We start from the raw sequence: 16,184 nt of genomic DNA, 5'->3' as shown, positions 1-16,184 counted from the left end.
GGACACAGGAGCGGAGCAGCACATGATTCAGGGCTTCAAGGAATTCATCACCCGCGGCAACGTGATCGATCTCGCGGTCGCCGTCGTCATCGGCGCGGCGTTCACCGCGATCGTGAACTCGATCGTCGCCGGCATCATCAATCCCCTGATCGCGCTGATCTTCCAGGCCGACAGCCTCGACACGCTCGGCCCGACGGTCATGGGCCTCACCGGCAACGAGGTCTTCTTCCCGATCGGCGCCATCATCGGCGCGGTCATCAACTTCCTCGCCGTCGCGGTGATCGTCTACTTCGTCTTCGTCTACCCCATGAACCGCTTCAAGGAGCGGGCCGCCGCCAAGGCAGGGGTCTCGGAGGAAGAGGCATCCGATCTGCCCACCGAGCAGGAGTTGCTGATCCAGATCCGCGACCTGCTGGGCGCGCAGCCGAAGGCCTGAGCCGGCCTCACTCAGTAGTGCGGCGGGACGTCCTGCCGCAGGCGCTGGTCGTTCGGACCCGACGCCGCGCCCGCGCCGCCCTCGGGCGGCGCGGCGCCATCGCCCTCGTCGTCGGCGGGCACCGGTTCGCCGGTGGATCCCGGTGCGGGAGTGAGCTTGGCGCGGCGGGCGCCGGGCACCTTCTCTATCCGCTGACGCTCATTCGATGACATCGATCGGCTGCGTATCGGTATCGGCGGCGGGCGCCTCGGCCGGAACGCCGAGCATCGCGGCGATGCGCGCGGCGACCCCCGCCGGGTCGCTGTACAGGTCGAAGGAGTGCACGCGCACGTAGTGCCACCCGAGGCGACGGAGGATCTGCGGGCGCAGGCGCAGCGACTCCCGCAGCGACTCTCCGATCGTCTCCGGATCGCTCTCGGCGACGACCGCCCGCCCGTCGTACTGCGCGACCAGGGGAAGGAGTCCGCGATAGTGGACGTCGACCGAGACGCCGAGCCGGCGCAGCTCGCGCGCCAGCGCGAGGGTGAGCGGGTCGGCCAGGTCTTCCAGGCGTGCGTCGCGTGAGCGCGCCGCGATCCCGCCGAGGATGCTCATCAGGGTCGCCGCGCCGTACTCGAGGCGTCCATCGTCGAATGCCGACGGACGGATCGACGACACGATCACCATCGACCGACGGGCGCGCGTCATGCCGACGGTCAGCAGCCGCTCGCCGTCGGGGGTGGACAGGTCGCCGAAGTCGCTGAGGACCCGACCGTGCTTGGTGAGCCCGAACCCGAGCGAGAAGATCACGCGGTCGCGGCTCTCCGCCACCGACTCCTCGAGCGTCAGGACCGACAGCGGCTCGGCGGTGTCGCGCGAGACGAAGTCGGCGACGTCGGAGCGACCCGCGAAGGCCGCTTCGACGGCGGCGCGGATGCGCTCGGCATGCCGGGTGCTGGCGGTGACGACCATGAGCGATTCGGTACCGCGGTTCACCGCGTGCTCGACGACCAAGGTGACGACGCGGTTGACCTCGGCGTCCGGGCTCTCCACTGCGCCGGTGACCGGATCGGGTGCGCCGGTGCCACCCTCGACGTAGTCGACGCTGAGGCTCCCGCGGCCGAGGTAAGACCCGGCCCACGGCAGCGAGACGATCTCGCCGCCGTAGAAGGCGCCGTTGACGAGTTCGGCGAGATCCTCCCCGCCGGCGCGATAGCTGCGCGTGAGTGTCTCGACCGGCACGAGCTCGGCGAGCTGCTCGAAGACGCTGGCCGAATCGAACGGCACCTCGAACGGGTCCTCGTCCGCGACGTGACCCGACGAGATGCGGAAGGGCGTGGGCTTCTGCGTGACGGGGTCGCCGAACACGACGACCTGGCGCGCCCGCCGCAGGGCTGGGGCGGCCTCGGCGACGCACAGCGCCGCGGCATCCGCGATGATGACGACGTCGAAGGCCGGCTCGTCCGGGATCTGCGGCACGTCGTACGGCGATGACAGCCACAGCGGGGCCAAGCCGCGCAGCAGCTTCGGCGCGACGGCGGTCAGGTCGGCGGCGCTCGCGCCGCCCTGCTTCAGCGCGCCCTTGAGCGCGGCGGCCTCGCGGGGCTCGTCGACGATGCCGATCCGCCACTGCGTAGCCAGCTGTGCGGCAAGGAGCGGGCCGGATGCCGCGGCATGCGCCTCGTCGACGAGGCGGAAGTCCCGCTCGAGGCGATCGACCACGGCCGTGTTGGCGCCCAGCAGGGCGCGATCGGTGCGCAGCAGATGCTCCAGCGTCGACTGCCACCACGCGTACTCGAGTTCGTCACCGACGACGGCCTCCGGTACGTGGCGCACGGACAGTTCGGTCAGCAGCGGCTCGAGGCCGAGCGAGGCGAGTTTCGTGCGCAGCGTCGCGCGCTCGACGAGGTTGTCGAAGACCTCCGAGTCGGCGGCCAGGGCTGCCAGCGTACGGACGAGCCGCGCCATCGGAAGCGTCGCCAGCCGGTCCGCCTCGCCGAGTCCGACGATCGCGTCGAGTTCGCTGAGCTCGGCATCGACGCGCTGCCACGCCACGTGCACGTCGGCCAGGCCGATCGGCACCGCGGGGATGACCCCCGAGTCCACGAAGCGCTGCCAGGCGGTGCGCTGATGCTGCACGCGCACGAGGGCCTCGTGCATGTCGGCGATGTGCACGCCGGGCCGGACGTACTCGCGGGAGAGCTTCTTGAGCCGGCGGCGCTGCGTGCCGTTCATGTCCGGTGAGTCGCGGCGCGGACCGTGCGCCTGGATCAGCTCGCCCAGCGGCCGCTCGAACACCGTCGGACTGAAGCGGTCCAGCGAGTCGCGGATCCCCTGCAGCAGCCGCAGGTACACGCCCAGCTCGGAGATCGTGTGGAAGGGCCGCATCCGCGTCTGCGCGATGAGCTCGTAGCCGCGCTCCAGCAGGCTCGGCACGTCGTGCCGGTGCAGCTTGCCGGCGAGCGTGTGCGCGGCGCGCGCCTCGGTGGTGGTCGCGAACGAGACGCCGTACCAGGGCGAGTCATCGGGGCCGAAGCGGAACTCGCCGAGCCGCGCTGCGGCGGCGAGCGACGCGGCCGCGTCGGAGCGCGCCGATGCCAGGCTCTCCAGCACGCGCAGGTCGAAGCGGGTGGTCGCCGTCGGCGCCGGAGTGAGGGCGGCGAGGTCCGCAAGACGACGCAGGACGTCGAGCACCGAGACCCCGAGGGTCGGATGCTGCGCGGTCACCGACGAGCGGTAGTCGCGCAGGACGCCGCGCAGGCGGACGAGCGCATCGTCGATGTCGCCCACCTTCGGCTGCTCGGCCTTCTCGTTGCGCACGATCGAGCGGACCAGGTCGCGCTGGAGATGACGCGGTGAGACGGCGAAGCCGGGCAGTCCGATGCCGGCCAGGCGGTGGCGGATGCCCTCGAGCGTCGAGCGCCGGGCGCTCACGACGAGCACGCGCTTGCCGTCGCGGACCAGCGCGCCGACGGCGTTGATGACCGTCTGGGTGCCGCCGGTCCCGGGCAGGGTGTGCACCGCCAGCGACTGGCCGGAGCGGATCCGCCCGAGCACGCGTTCCTGTTCGGCGTCCGCGTCCAGCAGCAGCGTGTCGGATGCCGGTGCCCGCTCGTCCGGTCCGGGAAGCGCCGCGACTTCACGACGCACCGTGAGGGCCTCGCGGTCGTCGTGGTGCCCGGCCAGCGCGTTCAGCACCGGGTGATCGAGGTTTCCGGCGTCGCGCATCATCGCCGCGCCGACGTCGGCGAAGGTCGACACGATCAGCCGTGGGTGGACGGTGAAGGACTCGATCGATGCGGCGAGCGCACGAATGTGGTCGATCACCGGCTGCGGCTTGAAGACGCCGCCCTCGTAGGCGAGCGAGGCGAGCGCCGCGCCGTCGAGGTCGATGCCGAAGTGGGTGCGCGCCGCACGGACGAATTCGGGGTTCACGCTGAACGTGCCGTGCAGTTTCAGCTCGAAGTCGGAGTGGTGGCGACGGATGCCGAGCGGTCGCAGCAGCACCGGAGCCGTGCAGTGCAGCCCGCCGACGCTCCACGAGGCCAGCCCGACGGCGAGGTGCACGGTCTCGATGCCGCGTGCGGTGCGCAGCTCGACGTTCTTGGCCGTGATCCGCTCGGCGGCGAGACGCGCATTGCGGACGGCGACCTCATCGCGGAAGAGGTTCGACAGCAGCGTCGATCGACCGGTGATGAACTGGGGCAGGCTGCCCGGGTGCGCGTTGGTGATCTCGATGCCGGCGTCGGTGGCGTCCTGGAAGTGCAGGAGCGTCGACCTGCCACCCAGCTCGGCCGCCTGCGCACGGAGTCGATCACGCTCGGGTTGCGCGACGTGCGTCACCGTCACTCCTGGTTCCGAGAGACCGAGGTCGCTCGGCGTCACGGATGCCGTGGACACGCCATCCTCTTCGCCGACCACGGCGCTGCCATCTGCTCGCCACACACGAGCCACCCTAAGCGCCGGGATCGCGTGGCCCCGGCATCCGCACCGAGTTTCGCGGTTTTGGCGACACGCCGAGTGATCAGCCGTTCCTCCCCAGCTCACGAAGGGCGTCGGCGATCCACAAACCGGACGCATGCACCAGGCTCGCCGCGGCCGAGCACCAGGATGGTCGCATGACCGCTTCTCCCGCCCCGCGCTACCGGCTGCACGAGACGCCGATCGGCGATGTGCTGATCGTCACGACCGACGAGGGCATCGTGACGCTGCATCCGCTGCGCACGTCGCTGGAGGCGCAGCTCGAACATCTCTCGCGGCGCCTGGGTGCGGTTCCCGAGCATGACGACACCGACGCGACCGCGTGCGCCGCGGCACTGCAGCTGGACGAGTACTTCGATCGCCGGCGCCAGGAGTTCGCCCTCTCCCTGGACTGGCGGCTCGTGCGCGGGTTCACCCGCGACGCCCTCGAGGCGGTGCGCGCGATCCCGTACGGCGAGACCGCCGGGTACGGCGAGGTCGCCATCACGGCGGGCAGCCCTCGGGCGAGCCGCGCCGTGGGCACCGCGTGCGCCACGACGCCGTTCTCGATCATCGTCCCGGTGCACCGGGTGGTGCGCGCCGACGGCTCGATCGGCGAATACGGCGGTCACCCGGAGGTCAAGAGGTTCCTGCTGGATCTCGAACAGCAGGCAGCGGGCGAGTAGGCCGCCCGCGCGACGCGGCCCCGGAGCCGTCCATCTCCGGGGCCGCGCTGCGATCAAAACGACCGCTAGTGGTTCGTCGCCTTCTCGGCACCGAATCCGGTGAGCGAGCGCACGTCCATCTCAGCCGCGAGGCGTGGATCCTCCCTGCGGCGCGAGGTCACCGAGCCCAGCCATCCGAGGAAGAAGCCGACCGGGATCGAGACGATTCCCGGGTTGTTGAGCGGCCAGATCGCGGTGCCGACGTTCTTGAACACGCTCGTCTCGGTGCCCCAGAAGACCGGCGAGAGCAGGATCAGGACGATGGCGGCCGCCAGTCCCCCGTACATGCTCCACACCGCGCCGCGCGTGGTGAAGCGGCGCCAGAACAGCGAGTACAGGATCGTCGGCAGATTCGCCGAGGCGGCCACCGCGAAGGCGAGCGCCACCAGGAACGCGACGTTCTGGCCCTGCACGCCGATGCCGCCGAGGATCGCCAGGACGCCGATCACGATCACGGTGCGCCGGGCCACCTTCACCTCGCCGTCGGGCGGGACGTTGCCCTTCTTCACGACGTTCGCATAGATGTCGTGCGCGAACGACGCCGCCGCCGTGATGGTGAGACCGGCGACCACCGCGAGGATCGTCGCGAAGGCGACCGCCGAGATGAACCCGAGCAGCACCGGCCCGCCGAGCGCGAGGGCCAGCAGCGGTGCCGCCGAATTCACGCCACCGGGCGAGGCGAGGATCGTCTCCGAACCCACGAGCGATGCGGCGCCGTAGCCGAGCACCAGCGTGAACAGGTAGAAGATCCCGATCAGCCAGATCGCCCAGACGACCGAGCGACGTGCTTCTTTCGCCGTCGGCACCGTGTAGAAGCGCATCAGCACGTGCGGCAGCCCTGCGGTGCCGAGCACCAGCGCGATCGCCAGCGAGATGAAGTCCCACGGGTTCTTGCCGTACTGCAGTCCGGGGCCGAGGATCGCGTCCTTCGGATCCGTGGTCGATGCGGCCACTGCGCTCTCCAGCAGCGTGTTCAGGTTGAACCCGTTGATCGCCAGCACCCAGATCGTCATCGCCAGCGCGCCGCCGATCAGCAGGAAGGCCTTGACGATCTGCACCCAGGTGGTGCCCTTCATCCCGCCGATGAGGACGTAGACGATCATCAGCACGCCGACCACCGCGACCACGATGGACTGCCCGATGGTCTCCTTGATGCCCAGCAGCAGGGAGACGAGCCCGCCGGCGCCGGCCATCTGCGCGAGCAGATAGAAAAAGCACACGGCCAGCGTCGTGATGGCAGCGGCCATCCGCACCGGCGACTGCCGCAGCCGGAACGAGAGCACGTCGGCCATCGTGAACTTCCCGGTGTTGCGCATCAGCTCGGCCACCAGCAGCAGCGCGACCAGCCACGCCACGAGGAAGCCGATCGAGTACAGGAAGCCGTCATAGCCGTTGACCGCGATCGCTCCGACGATGCCGAGGAAGGATGCCGCGGAGAGGTAGTCCCCCGCGATCGCGAAGCCGTTCTGCGGGCCGGTGAACGAGCGACCGGCCGCGTAGTAGTCGGCCGCGGTCTTGTTGTTCCGGCTCGCGCGGATGACGATGAACAGCGTCACCGCGACGAACGCGCCGAAGATCGAGATGTTCAGGACGGGGTTGTTCTCCACGGTCTGCACGGCGGCATGGATGGCACCGAAGATGTCATTCATGCGGCATCCCCCTGCTTCTCGAGCTCGGCACGGATCTGCGCCGACTGCGGGTCGAGCTTCCGGTTCGCGAACGACACGTACGTCATCGTGATCACGAACGTGGTGACGAACTGGCCGAGACCGAGCAGGAGACCGATCGTGATGTCGCCCCACACGCGCTGCGCCATGAACTCCGGGGCGAAGGAGGACAGCAGGACGTACGCGAAGTACCAGACGAGGAACGCGATGGACAGCGGGAACACGAAGCTGCGCTGCGTCCGCTTGAGCGTCTGGAACGGGGCCGATTCCTCGACCGCGATGTAGTCGATGCCACCGGGTGGGGCGGTATCGGTCCGTGGATCGGACATGTGGCCTCCTTGCCTCATGAACGTGGCGCGGGGTGCGCCGCAGGGGGATGCCGGCCCGTCGACAGCGACGGGCCGGATGGTATCGTCGACGCTACGAACGCGGCGAAGACGCCGACACCCCCGGAAGTAGGTAGTGCGTGTTCGCACCGGCCCACAGCGAGACCGATGAGCAGGTCGTCGCGCGTGCGGTGGGTGAGCTCGCCCGCAGATCCCGCTTTCCCGTCGCCTTCGGCGGCCTCGAAAGCGACGACGCGGTCCACGTGACATCGATCGTCGGCGCGCGCACCCGTTCGCTCGAGGGGCTCGTCGTCCACGCCACGCGCGGCCTCGGCGGCAAGGCGCTCGTCGAGAAGCGTCCGCGGCTTGCGCTGGACTACGGCACGTCACGCACGATCACCCACGACTACGACCGTGTGATCCTCGGCGAGGGCATCTCCACACTGTTCGCCATCCCGGTGCTGGTCTCCGGCCGCGCCCGCGGGGTGCTGTACTGCGGCTCGTGGGGCACCACCGCCGTCGGCGAGGTCGTCACCCGCCCCGCATTCGAGGTCGCGGGCGAGTTGGCGACCGAACTCGCCGTGCGCGACGAGGTGCAGCGGCGCCTGTCACTGGTGCCGCCGGCGGCGGAGCCGACGACCCTCGCCCCGGCCGCACGCGAGCAGCTGCGCGAGAGCTTCGCCGAACTGCGCAGCATCGCGGCCACCGTGGAAGATGCCGAGGTCCGCCGTCGTCTCGGGAGGCTCGAGCAGCAGCTGGCCGCCCTGTCGAACGACGACACCGGGCCGAGCGTCGACCTGACGGTACCGCTGTCGCCGCGCGAGACCGATGTCCTGGCCTGCGCGGCGCTGGGCGCCACCAACGCCGAGATCGCGATCACCCTCTCGCTGAAGGAGGGGACGGTCAAGTCGTACCTGCAGGCGGCGATGGCCAAGCTGGATGCGTCGACCCGCCACGCCGCCGTCGCAAAGGCGCGTCGGGCCGGCATCCTTCCCTGACCAGCCCCGCACCGGCGAGTAAGGTGACCCCATGGCCCGCAGAATCGTGCATCAGCTCGTGGACGACATCGATGGAACGCTCCTCGAGGTCGGCGAAGGCGAGACCGTCCTGTTCTCCCTCGACGGCGTCGCATACGAGATCGACCTGACCGACGGGAACGCCGCGGCCCTCCGCGACGCGTTCGCGCCGTATGTGTCGGCCGCCCGCTCCATCTCCGCCGCGCGCGGCAGCACCGCTGCTGCACCGCGGGCGCGGCGCCGCTCCGGCCAGCAGGACTACAGCGCGATCCGCGCCTGGGCCAAGGACAACGGCTACCAGGTCTCCGAGCGCGGCCGGATTCCGGCATCCGTCACCGAGGCGTACGACGAAGCGCACTGACCCGGCTGAATGTCGCCTACCGTTGGAGAGAGGCAAACTCGCTCCCGCGCAAAGGACGACATGAAGATCACCGACTCATCGGACTGGCGAAGCGGCATCCCCTACGACACCCCGACGCTCGTGGCAGATCTCGTGCCGGGCGATCCGACTCGCTGTGCCGAGTGCGGCGCGGACTCCGCACCCCGCGATCGCAGCGAGCTGTGGGCGGTCAAGCACCGGCATCCGAACAACCACAGCGGCTACGTGCGGTTCTACTGCCGTGAGCACGTTCCGGTCTTCCAGCGGCCGAAGCCGGTGCTCGAGCAGCCGGCGGTGCGTCGCTCCGCCGCCCGTCGTGCGCCCGCGGCCGTAGAGCACGCCCCGCGCGCGATGTGTCCGGACTGCTTCGTCGAGGTCTCGGCCGCCGGAACCTGCCCGATGTGCGGGAGCACCGTCGCCTGAGCGGATGCTCTAGAAGTCGAGCTCGCGGTCGACGATCCGCGCCGCGACGATGCTGAGTCCGAGACCCCGGCTGCGTGCGTAGTCGCGCATGAGTTGGAACGCCTGCTCGATCGGGACGCCGCGCACCTGCGAGATGACGCCCTTGGCCTGCTCGATGATCACGCGGGAGTTGAGCGCGTTCTGCAGCTGCTGCGCGAGCACCGCGCTCTCACGCAGCGAGCGTTCGTGCAGGATGCCGATGGTCGCCACGTCCGCGAACGCCTGCGCCGCCACGATGTCCTCCTCCGGCGCGAGGCCCGCCGAGGTCCGCAGCAGATTGAGCGTTCCGATCGTGTGGGTCCGCAGCCGCATCGGCAGGGCGTCGATGGCGTGGAAGCCCTGCTCGAGCGCACTGACACGGAACTGCGCCCAGGCGTCGGGGCCGTCCGCGATCTCGGCCACGGCGACGCGCCGACCGCTGTGGAAGCTCTCGATGCACGGGCCGGCAGCGGCGCTGAGCTGCATCATCTCCACCAGGCGGCTCGCTTCGCTGGTGGAGGCGACGAGCTCGAGTTCACCGTGTTCGTCCGCGAGGAGGATACCGGCGGCGGACATGTCGAGGACGTCGCGACACGTGTCGACGAGCGTCTGCAGCAGATCCACCAGATCGTAGTCATCCACCAGCGTGTCCGCCAGCGTCGCGAAGGTGCGCAGCAACTGCGCTTCGCGCATCATCTCGGTCATTCGTCCACCTCGATCCGCCCGTTCAGGCGCGAGAACCTCAGGTCGCCGGAGATGATCGCCTGGGCGATCTCCATCATCGGCCGACCCTGCGAGAAGGCATGACCCTGAATCACCAGCCGTGCATCCTCAGCAGTGACGCCGATCTGCGCCAGGACCATGCCGGTCGCCTGATGGATCAGCCGCCGGGAGAACGCGTTGCCGCCGTCCTCGGTCTGCAGTCCGAGGTTTTCCAGCGCGCGCTGCAGCACGCGCCTGCTGACCACTTCCGCCATGGCGCTGACGCGGCTGGCGCTGGTGGCATCCAGTGTGACCGGCTCATTCGAATACAGGTCGATGGCACCGAAGCGAAGGGGGCCGACCACGAGCGGGAACGCGAAGATCGATGCGACGGGCTCGGTGGCAAGTGCGCTGACCAGGGTCGGCCAGCGATTGCCGCCGAAGCGCCGGATGTCGGGTTGCAGCACCGGAATCCCGGTCGTCACGGCGTCCCAGCAGGGACCTTCGCCGAGATCGAACTGCAGCTCGTCGAGCCGTGCGGCCGTGGCATCGGTGGCCGCCAGCGTCTCGCTGCCCAGGACATCGCCGAGCGTCGAAACGGCCGCCCCCGTCACCGGGAAGGTGTCGGCGACGACATCGCAGAACGCCTGCGGAGGGTTGCCCGCCCGGTCCAACGCTGTCAGCGCCGCACCGAATTCGTCAGCCATGTCTCACGCCTCCGATCACCGTTCCACGCTACTGCACGCCCTTCCATCTCCCGATGTAGCCCAATCGTCGATCCCCGTCAACCGTCTGCGCCGTCGCGGGCGGCGCGCCACAGTTGAGCTACCTCGCCGGGAACGTTCAGAACCTCGCCGAGGAGAGGAGCAGCCGTGACGCTGGAGATGTCACACGCGCCGTCGCACAAAGACGCGTTTCCGCCCTTCGTTTCGCCCGATTCCCTTCGTGAGCTGCCGACCCGTCGCCCACCGGCTCCCGCTGCGGCTTCTGCCGCCCTGCAGTGGGAGATCGTCGAGATCGACCGGTACGCGGTTCGGCTGGGACCGCGGACGCTGGGCTACATCGACGTCGTGGGCGCCGTCTTCGTCGCGCTGCGCGGTCGCCGATACGACCGCGCCGTCGAGGTGACGCAGACGCTCGTCTTCGACGACGCTCTCGCGGCGCTCAGCTGACCGCGCCGTACACCAGCTGTGCCGGTTCCAGGCCGGCGGTCTGATCGCCCACCAGGCGAAGCTGCCGGGGGTCGATCCGCAGAACCTCCGTCGTCTCTGCCAGTTCGTCCAGGCTCACCCAGAAGATGTTCGGGCTGCGGGTGGAGCCGAAGAAGTAGGTGCGGTTCGTGAGGTCCGCACCGGCCCGCCACCAGGTCGGGTAGACGCCGCCGTCCGAGTACGGGGCCCCGTACGGCACCGAGACGTTCTGGATCAGCTGGAAGACCCCGGCCACGGCCTCCTCGACGCTCGTCGGCTCAGGCAGATAGTGCAAGAAGTACGCCGCGCGCACGAACCGATCGGCCGAGGTGATGTCGCCCGGCGGCGGCAGTTCGCCGCCGAACGGCCGATATCGCGCGAGGTTCTCCAGCTGTCTGTCCAGGGTCGGCGAGTTGGCCATCACGGTGAACTCCGGGCCGTGGTGGACGACCAGTTTGCCGCCGAGCGGCTCGATCACGGCCGAATCACCGGAGGGGTCTTCCAAGGCGATGTGGATGCCGAGCTGCTCGCCCCGGAATGCCGGCGACGTGATCCGGATCCGATCGATCGCCTCGACGGCATCGGCGACGGTTGCGTACGTGTCCAGCAGATACTGCACCCACATCGCGTTCGTCACCGATGGTCGCTCGTCAGGATCGGCGAAGGCCACGTCCTCCGGGTCCAGGTACAGCGCGTGCGCTGCGAGGCCCTTCTCGTTGAGTCCGTCGACGGTGCCGAGCCTCCACATGCTCGTGACGAGGCTCGCGTGCGCCGACGTCCATTCCAGGCTGTCCGCGTCGGCGCCACCCACGCGGCGCGTCCCGCGCGGAACGAACCACAGCTCGGGTTCGTCACTGACCGACCAGTCCATACAGCGGCTGACGGTCTTGGCCACGGCGTTGTCGTTCCAGAAGATCCTCGTGCACACATCGGGGATCGTATCCGACAGGTGTTACGCGCCAGCGTCGCTGCCACCGATGTCGATGAGGGGCAGCAGCAGCTCCCGGAGGGCGACCTCCGTCTGCGCCTGGTCGAGTCCGCCATCGAAGCGCAGGATGCGCCACGTCGTCGCGTCGCAGATCGCGATGACCTGAGCGATCCGCCGTTCGCGGTCGCGTGGCCGGAGCGTCTCGTCGACGGGAAACGCGCGCCGGCACCACTCGACGTGGAAGGCGCGTCCGCGAGCCGCGATCTCCGGCAGACCGGGAACGAGCGGAGCCTCCGAATAGGTCTTCAGGATCAGTGCGCCGTACCGCTCGTAATGCAGCACGAGATCGCGGATGGTCTCGGCCGGCGACGCGTGCGCCGCGTCCTGTCGGGCGGCCGCGATGCGTGCCAGCTCGCGCTGCACGGTCGCCTTCATCAGCTCCGACTTGCTGCCGAACCGGCGCAGCACGGTCTGACCCGTCACCCCGGCGTCCGCAGCGACGTCCTCGATGCGGATGTGCTCGTACGGCGCTGACGCGAAGCGGGTCAGCATAGCGTCGACGATGCGTTCGCCGGTGGCCTCCGCGCCTCTGTCACGCGTCCGCATGTCGTACCGTCGCGTATTCATGTTAGTTAAGCTAACATGAATACATGCACACTCTTCTCGAACACGTCGAGCGGATCGATACCCGGCTCGGTGCACTGAACGCGCGCAGCATCGGCTCCGGTCGACCGACCGTCCTCTGGTCCTCGATGTTCGTCGACAGCCACACGTGGGACCGCATCGTGCCGACCCTGGCCTCCGGGTCGGCGATTCCGCGGCGCTTCGTGCTGATCGACCCGCCGGGGCTCGGCCGAAGCGCGCCCCTCCGCCGCAGGTCCAGCATCGCCGAGGCCGCGGATGCCGCCCGCGACTGCCTCGACGTGCTCAGCCCGGGCGAGCCCGTCGATTGGGTCGGCAACGCCTTCGGCGGTCACGTGGGGCTGGATCTGGCGACGGATGCCACCTCGCTGCGCAGCCTCGTCGCCATCAGCTCTCCGACGGAGCCGATCGCGCCCGACCTGAGACGCAAGATCGCTCTGCTCGCGCCGCTGCTGCGGGCGGCCGGCCCGGTCGGTCCGGTCCGGGAAGCGATCGTCGGTGCCATGCTCACGGATGCCTCCGCCGCCGACCCCACCACGCTTCAGGTCGTAGCGGACAGCCTCCGGCGCCCGACGAAGGCGAGCATGAGTGCCGCGCTTCGCTCGTTCATCGTCGACCGGCTCGATGTCACCGCCGCGCTCGCGGATACCCGCGTGCCGAGCCTGTTCGTCGCGTCCGACGACCGAGGCGACTGGAGCCCGGCCGACGCCGAGCGCGCGGCCGACCTCGCCCCGCGCGCGCGAGCCGTAACGATCGCCGGCGCACGCACGCTCATTCCGTTGGAACAGCCTGACGCCCTCGCCGCTGAGATCCTCGCGTTCTGGGCAGGCCTGGACAAGCCCGACGCCCGCGGCTGAACCCGCGCCGGATGCGGCATCCGTCACATCCTGTCAAGCACTCGTCTGCGCACGCGGCCGCCGGTATCGTCGGCGATGGCGCACCCGCGCCGCATCTATCTCGGAGGCTGCCATGAGCATCAACGACGACGACATCACCACAACGAACGCATCCAGCGGTGAAGGCCCCGCCGACGGCGGCGCGAACCCGAACGGACATGACGGCGGCGCCGACGGCGCGGCCGACGCGGGCGAAGGTCCGGCGGACGGCGGCGCGAACGCCGGCGGACACGACGGCGGCGCCGACGGATCGGCGGACGCCGGAGAGGGCCCCGCCGACGGCGGCGCGAACGCCGGCGGACACGACGGCGGCGCGGACGGATCCGCTTGAGCATGACCGAGCAGCGCGGGCCGGGAGACCGGCCCGCGCTCACGCGTCTGACCGGCATCTCTCCCGCGGCCTTCGCCGACCAGTACTGGGGCGAGCGTCCCCTTCTGGCTCGTTCCGAAGACGGTTTCGAAGACCTCTTCAGCACTGACGCGGTCGATGAGCTGGTGGCCGACCGCGGGCTGCGCACACCATTCGTGCGGATGGCATCCGAGGGCTCCGTCCTCTCCCCCGCATCCTTCACTGGTTCGGGCGGATTCGGCGCCGAGGTCGGCGATCAGCTGGACTCGGCCAAGGTCCTCGAGCAGTTCGCCGGCGGCGCGACCCTCGTCCTGCAGGGCCTGCATCGCACGTGGGAGCCGATCTCCGGGTTCACGCGTCAGCTGATCGAAGACCTGGGCCACCCCGCGCAGGTCAACGCCTACGTCACGCCGGCATCCTCGCGCGGGTTCGACCCGCACTACGACACGCACGATGTCTTCGTGATCCAGATCGCGGGGGCGAAGCGCTGGACGATCCACGAACCGGTGCACCGGCATCCGCTCGCCGATCAGCCCTGGACCGATCATCGCGCAGCCGTGGCCGAGCGCGCCCAGTCGACTCCGACGATCGACGCCGTGTTCGAGCCCGGCGATGTGCTGTATCTGCCCCGCGGATGGATCCACTCCGCGGTCGCACAGGGCGGCACCTCCATCCATCTCACCATCGGCGTGCGCGCCGCCACCCGCCACGACGTGCTGACGCAGCTGCTCGCCCGGGCCGGCGATGACGCCGAGCTGCGCGCTCCGCTGCCCCTGGGGGTCGACTTCGCGGATGCTGCAGCCTTCGCCCCGGATCTGGCGAAGACCGTCGCCGCGGCGCAGCACCTGCTGGACCGCGCGGCCGACGACGGCCGGGTTGCGGCAGCATTGCAGCGCGCCTTCCACAGCGCGGTGCGCCCGGCACCGGTCCGTCCGCTGGCGACGGTGGATCTGATCGGGAACCTCGCCCCGGACACCGTCGTGCGCTGGCGTGGCGCCCTGACTGCCCGCATCACCGATGACGCGGATACCGTCCGCATCGTGCTGCCGCGCGCGACGATCACGCTGCCGGCAGAAGCCTCGGAAGCCGTCCACGCCCTGCGCGCGAGCGACCAGCGCGCCGGATCCCTGCCGGGGCTCGATCCCGCCTCGTCGCTGGTCGTGACGCGCCGGCTGCTGCGCGAAGGCGTCGTGGTGGCCGGATGAACCGCATCGCATGAGCGCGACTGCGCTTCCGGCGACGTACGACGAGTCCCGCGGGTGGGAGCCGTGCAGCGATCGGTCGCTCGAGCGGGACGACCCGCTCGCCGGCACCGGCGGGTTCGGGGCGCGATGGCTGCTCATCGAGATCGACGGCGCATGGGGAACACATGCGCTGTTCCAGTCACGGCTCGATCCAGAGCTCGGCCGGGCGCTCGCGCGCCGCGCGGAGGGCGAGGGCATCCGGCCGGTCGCGATTCGGAAGTTCGGGCGCCGGGCGGACGCGCGTCGGACGCAGACGAGCTGGCGATGGGCGCTCGCCGATGCGCGCCCCGGCCGTGAGTCGATCCGTTGGGGCAGTGTCGAGGACCCCGCGGAACTTCTGCACGTGCCCCTCGACGGCAGCGCCGGCATCCCCTCGTCCGAGCCCGCCCTGCTGGTGTGCACGCACGCCCGTCACGACCAGTGCTGCGCCGTGCGCGGTCGACCCGTCGCGCAGGCCCTCGCCGCGGCGTATCCCGACGCGACCTGGGAGAGCTCGCACCTCGGCGGTGACCGCTTCGCCGCAACGATGATCGTGCTCCCGTACGGCCTGTACTACGGACGCGTGCCGGCCGCGCAGGCGGCTGAGATCGTCGAGAGCTACCGGCACGGGGAGGTGGTGGAGCGCTACTACCGCGGGCGCAGTTCGCTCACCAACGTCGTGCAGGCCGCGCAGTCGTTCGCGCGCAGCCACACCGGCGATCTGCGGATCGACGCGTTCACTCCGCTCAGCGAGGAGCGCATCGAGGGCGGGTGGGCGGTCGAGCTGGAACACGGCGACGACGTGCTGACGGTGCGCGTGCACGAGCAGATGTCCGCGCCACTGCTGAGCACCTGCGCGGCGACGATCCCGAACGCGGTGCGCGAGTTCGCGCCCGACACGATCACTCGCCGCGCTCGCCTGTAGCGGCGATCCGCTCCGCCCGCTCGTCGAACTCCGCACGCAGGTATTTCGGCGCCTGGACGCGCCAGGCCTCGGTCACGAGTTCGACCAGATGATCCTGCTCGATGCCGGCCATGCGGAACGCGATCTTCGGCTCACCCCAGGGCGTGGTCGTGCGCACAAAGACGTCGGGCGCCATCTCGACGAGCGCGAGGGCGTCGATCCGCTCCGCGACCTTCACGCCGACCACGAGCTCGGCGGCGACGATCGCCCGGACGTCGTCGGGAATGCTCGGCCACGGACGGCACTCCCACGCATAGGGCTTGTTGCGCACGAACCACGCAGCGCCGCCGGTCGTTGTGCGCTCGTCGTTGCCCGGCAGCGTCGCCGTGATCCTGCGCAGATCATCGAGGGAGGCCACGGG

At 70.1% G+C, this 16,184-nt stretch carries 19 protein-coding genes; 10 read left to right on the top strand and 9 right to left on the bottom strand.

The window, feature by feature from the left end; translation table 11 throughout:
• The first annotated feature begins 22 nt into the window (after positions 1–22).
• Positions 23–436, top strand: a complete 414-nt coding sequence (mscL, locus tag BLT19_RS08825; RefSeq protein ID WP_091488875.1) for a large conductance mechanosensitive channel protein MscL — start codon at positions 23–25, stop codon at positions 434–436.
• An 11-nt stretch (positions 437–447) separates the two neighbouring features.
• Here the strand turns inward: mscL and BLT19_RS08820 are convergent, their stop codons facing one another.
• Together BLT19_RS08820 and BLT19_RS08815 are read right to left on the bottom strand one after the other, a co-directional pair.
• On the bottom strand, positions 448–648 hold the full coding sequence (locus tag BLT19_RS08820) for a hypothetical protein (RefSeq protein WP_091488873.1): 201 nt from the start codon (positions 646–648) through the stop codon (positions 448–450).
• A complete protein-coding gene (locus BLT19_RS08815) occupies positions 635–4,360 on the bottom strand; it encodes an AAA family ATPase (protein ID WP_231917573.1) in 3,726 nt (1,241 codons plus the stop codon). Before BLT19_RS08815 ends, BLT19_RS08820 begins: the two co-directional genes overlap by 14 nt.
• A gap of 173 nt (positions 4,361–4,533) precedes the next feature.
• Between BLT19_RS08815 and BLT19_RS08810 the strand changes: the two genes are divergently transcribed.
• On the top strand, positions 4,534–5,061 hold the full coding sequence (locus BLT19_RS08810; protein WP_091488869.1) for a methylated-DNA--[protein]-cysteine S-methyltransferase: 528 nt from the start codon (positions 4,534–4,536) through the stop codon (positions 5,059–5,061).
• 65 nt (positions 5,062–5,126) lie between these two features.
• On the opposite strand, the gene BLT19_RS08805 is transcribed toward BLT19_RS08810, so the two are convergent.
• Complete coding sequence (locus BLT19_RS08805) at positions 5,127–6,749, bottom strand: solute symporter family protein (protein WP_091488867.1); 1,623 nt, start codon at positions 6,747–6,749, stop codon at positions 5,127–5,129.
• Entirely contained in the window at positions 6,746–7,096 is a 351-nt protein-coding gene (locus BLT19_RS08800; protein ID WP_091488865.1) for a DUF485 domain-containing protein, read from the bottom strand. The genes BLT19_RS08805 and BLT19_RS08800 overlap by 4 nt, the downstream gene beginning before the upstream one ends.
• A 137-nt stretch (positions 7,097–7,233) precedes the next feature.
• On the opposite strand from BLT19_RS08800, the gene BLT19_RS08795 reads away from it, so the two are divergent.
• The 3 genes from BLT19_RS08795 to BLT19_RS08785 are packed head-to-tail and all read left to right on the top strand — an operon-like array spanning position 7,234 to position 8,911.
• Positions 7,234–8,091, top strand: a complete 858-nt coding sequence (locus BLT19_RS08795; RefSeq protein ID WP_091488863.1) for a helix-turn-helix transcriptional regulator — start codon at positions 7,234–7,236, stop codon at positions 8,089–8,091.
• Between the two features lie 31 nt (positions 8,092–8,122).
• A complete protein-coding gene (locus BLT19_RS08790; protein ID WP_091488860.1) occupies positions 8,123–8,470 on the top strand; it encodes a histone-like nucleoid-structuring protein Lsr2 in 348 nt (115 codons plus the stop codon).
• 60 nt (positions 8,471–8,530) lie between these two features.
• Positions 8,531–8,911 (top strand): glucose-6-phosphate dehydrogenase, encoded by a 381-nt coding sequence (locus BLT19_RS08785; protein ID WP_091488858.1) that lies wholly within the window; start codon positions 8,531–8,533, stop codon positions 8,909–8,911.
• Between the two features lie 9 nt (positions 8,912–8,920).
• On the opposite strand, the gene BLT19_RS08780 is transcribed toward BLT19_RS08785, so the two are convergent.
• A complete protein-coding gene (locus BLT19_RS08780; RefSeq protein ID WP_091488856.1) occupies positions 8,921–9,634 on the bottom strand; it encodes a GAF and ANTAR domain-containing protein in 714 nt (237 codons plus the stop codon).
• Complete coding sequence (locus tag BLT19_RS08775; RefSeq protein WP_091488853.1) at positions 9,631–10,338, bottom strand: GAF and ANTAR domain-containing protein; 708 nt, start codon at positions 10,336–10,338, stop codon at positions 9,631–9,633. Before BLT19_RS08775 ends, BLT19_RS08780 begins: the two co-directional genes overlap by 4 nt.
• Before the next feature lie 165 nt (positions 10,339–10,503).
• Here BLT19_RS08775 and BLT19_RS08770 point away from each other — a divergent pair, with 165 nt between their 5' ends.
• Positions 10,504–10,803 carry a hypothetical protein gene (locus BLT19_RS08770; RefSeq protein ID WP_231917571.1) on the top strand — a complete coding sequence of 100 codons (300 nt, stop codon included), beginning with the start codon at positions 10,504–10,506 and terminating at the stop codon, positions 10,801–10,803.
• On the opposite strand, the gene BLT19_RS08765 is transcribed toward BLT19_RS08770, so the two are convergent.
• Both BLT19_RS08765 and BLT19_RS08760 read right to left on the bottom strand, forming a co-directional pair.
• Positions 10,796–11,749 (bottom strand): linear amide C-N hydrolase, encoded by a 954-nt coding sequence (locus tag BLT19_RS08765; protein WP_157681832.1) that lies wholly within the window; start codon positions 11,747–11,749, stop codon positions 10,796–10,798. The genes BLT19_RS08770 and BLT19_RS08765 overlap by 8 nt on opposite strands.
• Before the next feature lie 24 nt (positions 11,750–11,773).
• Positions 11,774–12,376 carry a TetR/AcrR family transcriptional regulator gene (locus BLT19_RS08760; protein WP_091488848.1) on the bottom strand — a complete coding sequence of 201 codons (603 nt, stop codon included), beginning with the start codon at positions 12,374–12,376 and terminating at the stop codon, positions 11,774–11,776.
• 23 nt (positions 12,377–12,399) lie between these two features.
• On the opposite strand from BLT19_RS08760, the gene BLT19_RS08755 reads away from it, so the two are divergent.
• The 4 genes from BLT19_RS08755 to BLT19_RS08740 all read left to right on the top strand — a co-directional run bounded on the left by BLT19_RS08755 (position 12,400) and on the right by BLT19_RS08740 (position 15,784).
• Complete coding sequence (locus BLT19_RS08755; RefSeq protein ID WP_091488846.1) at positions 12,400–13,248, top strand: alpha/beta fold hydrolase; 849 nt, start codon at positions 12,400–12,402, stop codon at positions 13,246–13,248.
• A 112-nt stretch (positions 13,249–13,360) separates the two neighbouring features.
• Entirely contained in the window at positions 13,361–13,618 is a 258-nt protein-coding gene (locus BLT19_RS08750) for a BatC protein (RefSeq protein WP_091488843.1), read from the top strand.
• Between the two features lie 2 nt (positions 13,619–13,620).
• Positions 13,621–14,841, top strand: a complete 1,221-nt coding sequence (locus tag BLT19_RS08745; protein ID WP_091488841.1) for a cupin domain-containing protein — start codon at positions 13,621–13,623, stop codon at positions 14,839–14,841.
• 10 nt (positions 14,842–14,851) lie between these two features.
• On the top strand, positions 14,852–15,784 hold the full coding sequence (locus tag BLT19_RS08740) for a sucrase ferredoxin (RefSeq protein ID WP_091488838.1): 933 nt from the start codon (positions 14,852–14,854) through the stop codon (positions 15,782–15,784).
• Here the strand turns inward: BLT19_RS08740 and BLT19_RS08735 are convergent.
• On the bottom strand, positions 15,762–16,181 hold the full coding sequence (locus BLT19_RS08735) for a hypothetical protein (protein WP_091488836.1): 420 nt from the start codon (positions 16,179–16,181) through the stop codon (positions 15,762–15,764). The two genes, BLT19_RS08740 and BLT19_RS08735, sit on opposite strands and share 23 nt — an antisense overlap.
• Positions 16,182–16,184 lie beyond the last annotated feature (3 nt).

It is taken from the genome of Microbacterium pygmaeum (assembly GCF_900100885.1).
Classification (GTDB): domain Bacteria; phylum Actinomycetota; class Actinomycetes; order Actinomycetales; family Microbacteriaceae; genus Microbacterium; species Microbacterium pygmaeum.
The sequence above is the reverse complement of the archived record's forward strand: the minus strand, read 5'-3'. Positions and strand labels throughout refer to the sequence as shown.

Bases quoted from the DNA above. Each gene is read 5' to 3' on its own strand.
- mscL (WP_091488875.1), top strand. From the start codon at position 23: ATGATTCAGGGCTTCAAGGAATTCATCACCCGCGGCAACGTGATCGAT.
- BLT19_RS08820 (WP_091488873.1), bottom strand. From the start codon at position 648: ATGTCATCGAATGAGCGTCAGCGGATAGAGAAGGTGCCCGGCGCCCGC.
- BLT19_RS08810 (WP_091488869.1), top strand. From the start codon at position 4,534: ATGACCGCTTCTCCCGCCCCGCGCTACCGGCTGCACGAGACGCCGATC.
- BLT19_RS08805 (WP_091488867.1), bottom strand. From the start codon at position 6,749: ATGAATGACATCTTCGGTGCCATCCATGCCGCCGTGCAGACCGTGGAG.
- BLT19_RS08800 (WP_091488865.1), bottom strand. From the start codon at position 7,096: ATGTCCGATCCACGGACCGATACCGCCCCACCCGGTGGCATCGACTAC.
- BLT19_RS08790 (WP_091488860.1), top strand. From the start codon at position 8,123: ATGGCCCGCAGAATCGTGCATCAGCTCGTGGACGACATCGATGGAACG.
- BLT19_RS08785 (WP_091488858.1), top strand. From the start codon at position 8,531: ATGAAGATCACCGACTCATCGGACTGGCGAAGCGGCATCCCCTACGAC.
- BLT19_RS08780 (WP_091488856.1), bottom strand. From the start codon at position 9,634: ATGACCGAGATGATGCGCGAAGCGCAGTTGCTGCGCACCTTCGCGACG.
- BLT19_RS08775 (WP_091488853.1), bottom strand. From the start codon at position 10,338: ATGGCTGACGAATTCGGTGCGGCGCTGACAGCGTTGGACCGGGCGGGC.
- BLT19_RS08760 (WP_091488848.1), bottom strand. From the start codon at position 12,376: ATGAATACGCGACGGTACGACATGCGGACGCGTGACAGAGGCGCGGAG.
- BLT19_RS08755 (WP_091488846.1), top strand. From the start codon at position 12,400: ATGCACACTCTTCTCGAACACGTCGAGCGGATCGATACCCGGCTCGGT.
- BLT19_RS08750 (WP_091488843.1), top strand. From the start codon at position 13,361: ATGAGCATCAACGACGACGACATCACCACAACGAACGCATCCAGCGGT.
- BLT19_RS08745 (WP_091488841.1), top strand. From the start codon at position 13,621: ATGACCGAGCAGCGCGGGCCGGGAGACCGGCCCGCGCTCACGCGTCTG.
- BLT19_RS08740 (WP_091488838.1), top strand. From the start codon at position 14,852: ATGAGCGCGACTGCGCTTCCGGCGACGTACGACGAGTCCCGCGGGTGG.